The 5,936-nt window shown below is 36.8% G+C and carries 6 protein-coding genes; 1 reads left to right on the top strand and 5 read right to left on the bottom strand.

All coding sequences use genetic code 11. The features are described 5' to 3' along the window. The 4 genes from ACY651_RS03445 to ACY651_RS03430 all read right to left on the bottom strand — a co-directional run. A partial coding sequence (locus tag ACY651_RS03445) for an NADP-dependent isocitrate dehydrogenase (RefSeq protein ID WP_462249744.1) occupies positions 1-1,007 on the bottom strand: 1,007 nt, incomplete at its 3' end. 165 nt (positions 1,008-1,172) lie between these two features. Continuing rightward, the gene (locus tag ACY651_RS03440; protein ID WP_462219644.1) at positions 1,173-1,817 is read right to left on the bottom strand and encodes a carbonic anhydrase family protein; all 645 of its coding nucleotides are present in this window, start codon (positions 1,815-1,817) and stop codon (positions 1,173-1,175) included. A 165-nt stretch (positions 1,818-1,982) separates the two neighbouring features. After that, a complete protein-coding gene (gene hpf, locus ACY651_RS03435; protein WP_462249742.1) occupies positions 1,983-2,285 on the bottom strand; it encodes a ribosome hibernation-promoting factor, HPF/YfiA family in 303 nt (100 codons plus the stop codon). Between the two features lie 10 nt (positions 2,286-2,295). Continuing rightward, positions 2,296-3,855: a SulP family inorganic anion transporter gene (locus ACY651_RS03430; protein ID WP_462249740.1), complete on the bottom strand. Its 1,560-nt coding sequence runs from the start codon at positions 3,853-3,855 to the stop codon at positions 2,296-2,298. 129 nt (positions 3,856-3,984) lie between these two features. Here ACY651_RS03430 and ACY651_RS03425 point away from each other — a divergent pair, with 129 nt between their 5' ends. After that, a complete protein-coding gene (locus ACY651_RS03425) occupies positions 3,985-4,662 on the top strand; it encodes a TetR/AcrR family transcriptional regulator (RefSeq protein ID WP_462249738.1) in 678 nt (225 codons plus the stop codon). Between the two features lie 136 nt (positions 4,663-4,798). On the opposite strand, the gene icd is transcribed toward ACY651_RS03425, so the two are convergent. Beyond that, positions 4,799-5,936 (bottom strand): NADP-dependent isocitrate dehydrogenase (icd, locus tag ACY651_RS03420; RefSeq protein WP_462249736.1); only part of this gene is annotated, 1,138 nt, incomplete at its 5' end.

The raw sequence follows: 5,936 nt of genomic DNA, 5'->3' as shown, positions 1-5,936 counted from the left end.
GTCCATGCAAAAATAGAAGCAATAGGGTTGGTAGATGTTGGCCTGCCTGCCTGGTGTTCCCTATAGTGGCGGGTTACGGTGCCATGTGCAGCTTCGGCTTCCATGGTGCTGCCATCAGGTGTAACCAAAACAGAAGTCATTAAACCTAAGCTGCCAAAGCCTTGCGCAACAGTATCGCTTTGTACATCGCCATCATAATTTTTACAGGCCCATACAAAGTTGCCATTCCATTTTAAGGCACTGGCTACCATATCATCAATCAAACGGTGTTCGTAAGTAATACCTGCAGCCTCAAAATTTGTTTTAAATTCTTTTTGATATACTTCTTCAAAAATATCTTTAAAACGGCCATCGTATTTTTTAAGAATGGTATTTTTTGTAGAAAGGTATAAAGGCCACTTTTTGCTCAATGCCATATTAAAACAACTTCTTGCAAAACCATAAATACTTTCATCGGTATTGTACATGCACATTGCCACACCATCACCTTTGTAATTGTACACTTCAAATGTTTGTGCTTCGCCACCAGCTTCTGGTGTAAAGGTCATGGTTAATTTTCCTTTACCTTTTATAACGGTATCGGTGGCACGGTACTGGTCGCCAAAAGCATGACGGCCAACAATAATTGGAGCTGTCCAGTTGGTAACTAATCTTGGTACATTTTGCATTACAATCGGCTCTCTAAAAACAGTGCCGTCTAAAATATTTCTTATGGTACCGTTGGGAGATTTCCACATTTGCTTCAGCTTAAATTCTTTTACCCTGTCTTCATCCGGGGTAATAGTAGCACATTTAATTCCCACGCCGCAAGCCTTAATAGCATTGGCGGCATCAATAGTTACCTGGTCGTTGGTTTCATCACGGTATTCCATTCCTAAATCGTAGTACTGAATGGGAACGTCTAAATACGGCAGAATTAATTTGTCTTTAATAAATTTCCAGATGATCCTTGTCATCTCGTCGCCGTCTAATTCTACAACGGGGTTTGCTACTTTTATTTTGGTCATGATGCTATTTTTTATGGAATGCAAATGTAAACCATTCAGAATATTATTCCATGTTGATTTACGGAAACGTTATCATAATTTCTAAATAACCTAATGCTGAGCCAATGTTAGGTGCAAACCTTTCTTCGCCGTCTGTGGTCTTTCAATTTGTTACCGGATAAGTTTTTAAGCGGTTATAATTATTGTGTCTTCAAAAAAAGCTACCTGTCCAGTTGTAATGTCGTGTATCCCGCCGACGATTCCTATTTCTCCCTTCTCTATCATTTCTTTTAAAATTGGGCTGCGTTCCATAATAGCATGCACCGTTCTTTTTACATTAATGCTGGATACTTTTTCTACAAATTCAGCGTTGCCTGAATTGCGGTTTTCAGCTACTGTTTTTTCATCATAAACAGCCGGCTGTATTTTAGAAAGTAAAGCAGTAAGGTTGCCCATTTCTACGTGGTCGCAGGCACCTTTCACTGCACCACATTTAGTGTGTCCTAAAACAACTATTATTTTTGAACCAGCTACCTTACAACCAAATTCCATACTCCCCAAAATATCTTCGTTCATAATATTACCTGCAATACGAACACTAAAAACATCTCCCAAGCCCTGGTCGAAAATTAATTCGGCAGACGTTCTGCTGTCTATGCAACTAAGTATTACGGCAAAAGGATGCTGTCCGTCTGAGGTTTCATTTGCCTGCTGTAAAAGGTTGCGGTTTACTTTTAGATTATTTACAAATCTTTTGTTGCCCTCCTTTAATAAGTCTAAAGCCATTGCAGGGCTTATGGCATTTTGCATTTCTTTTGTTAATGTCTTCATTTTTTTATTTTTTTATTGTTATTGAAAGGAATATTGTTGAATAATATTATTTGAAATTGAGATTGATTTTTGTTCTCAAATATTTTTGTGATATAGCCAGTATTTGAGCCGTACATTTAAAAAATGTAAATATTTGTAATGCATCATTTTTTTTACATTATTCATTTATTTCACATTTAGGAGTTTCGTCTTTCTTTTTTCTATCTGCCTTTCTAATGCCTCTGATGTTTCTGCTATCGCTGCTTCAAATGTTTTGCATTGGGCAGATGCCAGCAGGTCGTAACCCGGTATAATCAATCTTATCTCACATAGTTTATTTTCATTTGCAGAGGATTTTTCTATTCTAAAGCATACATCAACGGTAATAATTTCATTGTATCTTCGGAACAACATTTTAAGTTTTTGGTTTAAAAAATCTATTACCTCTTGTTTAAGCGTAATATTTGGTGATTGAATATTGAGTGTCATATTTTTGATTTTAATTATTAACAGGTTCTATAAAATTAATTTTCTCAACTGTGATGTTTTTTGTTTTTGCATTTATCTCATAGTTTTTTATCAATTCAATTACATCGTAAGCAATGGACTTAGAGTTGGAGCAGTCAATAATTACTTTTGAATTAGCAGGCATTTCATCTAAAACCCTCATTACACTTGCCTTATTAAAAAATGATACTTCTTGTGCAAGTTCTATGTGATGAACTTCCTGCCCGTTTTCGGTTTTTTCTGTTTCCTTTAAATGATGTGAATTGCGATAGCTATGGCGTAGCGTATAGAAGATGCCAAATAATATCCCTACTGTAATTCCTTTTAATAAATCGGTTGCTAAAATTGCTACAACTGTTGCAGTAAAAGGGATAAACTGTTCCCAGCCCAACTTATACATATCTTTAAAGAGTGCTGGCTTGGCTAATTTGAAGCCTACCATTAAAAGTATGGCTGCTAAACTTGCCAATGGTATCATATTCAATACACTTGCAATTGTTAATGCACTTATTAATAAAAAAACGCCGTGAAGTATTGCAGATAATTTTGTTTTACCACCAAAAGATATATTTGCTGTACTTCGTACAATAACTTGTGTAACAGGTAAACCGCCTATCAAGCCTGATACTACGTTTCCTAAACCCTGTGCTTTCAATTCCCTGTTTGTTGGTGTAATTCTTTTATCGGGATCCATTTTGTCAGTGGCTTCTACACAAAGCAATGTTTCTAAACTTGCTACTATTGCTAATACAATGGCAATTTTCCAAACTTCAAAATTCGTTAGTGCCGAGAAATCAGGGAAAGTAAATTGACCGAAGAATTCTGAAATTGAATGTGGCACTGGTACTGCAACTACTTGCTGGGCATTTAAACTAAAATCAAGAATACCGTTTTTGTATAAGTTAAACATTAAAATGCCGAACACCACTACCACCAAAGGTCCATTAATGATGTTGAAAATTTTATTTTTTTTGCTTAATATTTTGTCCCAAAGGATAAGTATTGCTAATGAAATTGCCCCTATAACTACTGCTCCAGGTGTTATAAAGTCAAATGCCCTGAAAATTTCAGAAAAAGTATTTTGCCCGTCTGCCTGAAAAAAAGCGTCATCCCCCATTGCGTCTTTATCCCAGCCCAATGCATGGGGGATTTGTTTTAAAATTATCAACAGCCCAATGCCTGTAAGCATTCCTTTTATTACAGAAGTTGGAAAGAAGTAGGCAACGAAACCAGCTTTTGCAAATCCCAAAATCAATTGAAACACCCCTGCTAAAACAACGGCTGTTAAAAAAGCCGTCCAGGAACCGCCAAGTGTTGCAATAGAAGTTAAAACTATTACTGCTAATCCAGCCGCCGGGCCACTCACTCCTAAAGGTGAGCCGCTTGCAACACCAACTACAATGCCACCCACTATACCTGAAATAATACCTGCAAATAATGGGGCACCTGATGCTAAAGCAATACCAAGGCATAGGGGAACGGCAACAAAAAACACCACTATGCTGGCAGGCAAATCGCTCTTTATGTTTTTGAATAAGTTTATTTGGCTCATATTTTTAAATTATTGGGCGAAGATAGGGATAATATTTTAAAAGATAGCATTACTATCATAGATAATTGTAAAATATTTTTTGCATAGCTTTGTTGCGTATTTCAGAAATTCACCTAAATACAGACAGATATGAAATTGCAGTTACAGATAAAAATGAATGAGGATTTATTTCTCCGTAATCCAGAACATACAGAGTTAGGCAGGAACATAATTAAACATAGCATTCAATTGATTTTCCAAAACGGTTTTGAAGCCTTTACATTTAAGAAATTGGCAGAAGATATAGGTACAACGGAAGCAGGAATTTACCGGTACTTTGAAAATAAACACCTCTTGCTTATATATATTATAGCCTGGTATTGGGGTTGGCTTGAATACCAAATTAGTTTTCAAACTAATAATGTTACCGACCCTGTTGACAAGTTGAAAAAAGTAATAAAGCTATTGGCAACAACGGTAGAAGATGATGGGAAAACAATTTATGTAAATGAAAGTTTATTACATCAAATAGTAATTTCAGAGGGTTCAAAAGCATATTTAACCAAGCAAGTTGGCGAAGATAATAAACACCAATTTTTTAAACCCTATAAAGACCTTTGTGCTGTTATTGGGGATATAATTTTAGAATGTAATCCAAAGTATAAGTATCCAAGGTCACTGGCTACTACGATTATTGAAATGGCACATTTTCAGAATTTTTTTATGAATAATCTTCCATCACTTACAGACTTTGGAAAGAATAAAGCAGAGTCAGAAATAATTTTATTTTTAAATGATTTGGTGTTTTCAAGTATAAAGAAGGGTTAATCGTCCGTGTTAAAACTTGGTAATGACAGATATTTTAAGAGGTTGATAAACAAGTTTTTTGCAAAAATTGATTTTAGCTATCCTCAGGATTCTGTGGACAAAGGCTCGAACACAATAGTTCCATGGTAATAGATCTTTACAACCCACTACTCTTCTTCAACATAAAATCAGCTGTTACTACTCCCATATTCGCAATAAGCTCTTCTCCAAACTCATCTGTTTTTAAAAGTGTAGCACCGGTCATCAGGTTATAAAAATCTATAGTTACCCTTTTACGCATAATAGTCGCCTGCAGGGCATCGGTAATTAAATCAGCCGCTTCTTTCCAGCCAATATATTCTAACAGCATGCAGCCGCTTAAAATTACAGAAGAAGGGTTCATGCTGTTGGTGCCTGCAAATTTAGGTGCGGTACCATGCGTAGCTTCAAATACAGCATAACCTGTTTTATAATTAATGTTGCCACCCGGCGCAATACCAATGCCACCCACTTCTGCGGCCAGTGCATCCGAAATATAATCGCCATTTAAATTTAATGTAGCCACCACCGAAAACTCTTTAGGTGCAATTAATATCTGCTGTAAAAAATTATCGGCAATAATATCTTTTACTAAAAGTTTTCCTTCGCTCAATGCTTTACGTTGTACTTCATTGGCATGTGCTTCGCCATGTATTTTCTTTAGTTCATCCCATTCATCCCAGGTAAAAGTTTTATCACCAAATTCATTTCTCGCCACTTCATAACCCCAGGTTTTAAAACCTCCTTCGGTAAATTTCATAATATTGCCTTTATGCACTAATGTTACCGAAGGCAAATGATGTTCCAGGGCATGTTCAATAGCTGCCCTCACCAGTCTTTTACTGCCTTCATTACTAACTGGTTTTACACCATAACTGCTGTCTCCGGGAAAACGAATATTTGTTACACCCATTTCTTCAATCAAAAACTTTTCAAATTTCTGTGCATCTGCACTGCCTGCTTTCCATTCAATGCCGGCATAAATATCTTCCGTGTTTTCTCTGAAAATTATCATGTCCACCTGCTCGGGATGTACTACCGGCGAAGGCACACCTTTAAACCATTTTACCGGCCGCACACAGGCATACAGGTCAAGATCCTGCCGCATGGCTACATTTAGGGAGCGTATGCCGCCGCCAATAGGCGTAGTTAACGGACCTTTTATTGATACGATAAAATCTTTTGCGGTTTGCAAAGTTTCGGCAGGTAACCACTCGCCGGTTTGCTTAAACGCTTTTTCGCCGGCAAGCATTTCT

This window comes from Ferruginibacter sp. (assembly GCF_031391665.1).
Classification (GTDB): Bacteria; Bacteroidota; Bacteroidia; order Chitinophagales; family Chitinophagaceae; genus Ferruginibacter.
Note: the sequence above shows the minus strand (reverse complement) of the source record. Positions and strands in the feature narration are given on the sequence as shown.

Bases quoted from the DNA above. Each gene is read 5' to 3' on its own strand.
- hpf (WP_462249742.1), bottom strand. From the start codon at position 2,285: ATGACACTCAATATTCAATCACCAAATATTACGCTTAAACAAGAGGTA.
- ACY651_RS03440 (WP_462219644.1), bottom strand. From the start codon at position 1,817: ATGAAGACATTAACAAAAGAAATGCAAAATGCCATAAGCCCTGCAATG.
- ACY651_RS03425 (WP_462249738.1), top strand. From the start codon at position 3,985: ATGAAATTGCAGTTACAGATAAAAATGAATGAGGATTTATTTCTCCGT.
- ACY651_RS03430 (WP_462249740.1), bottom strand. From the start codon at position 3,855: ATGAGCCAAATAAACTTATTCAAAAACATAAAGAGCGATTTGCCTGCC.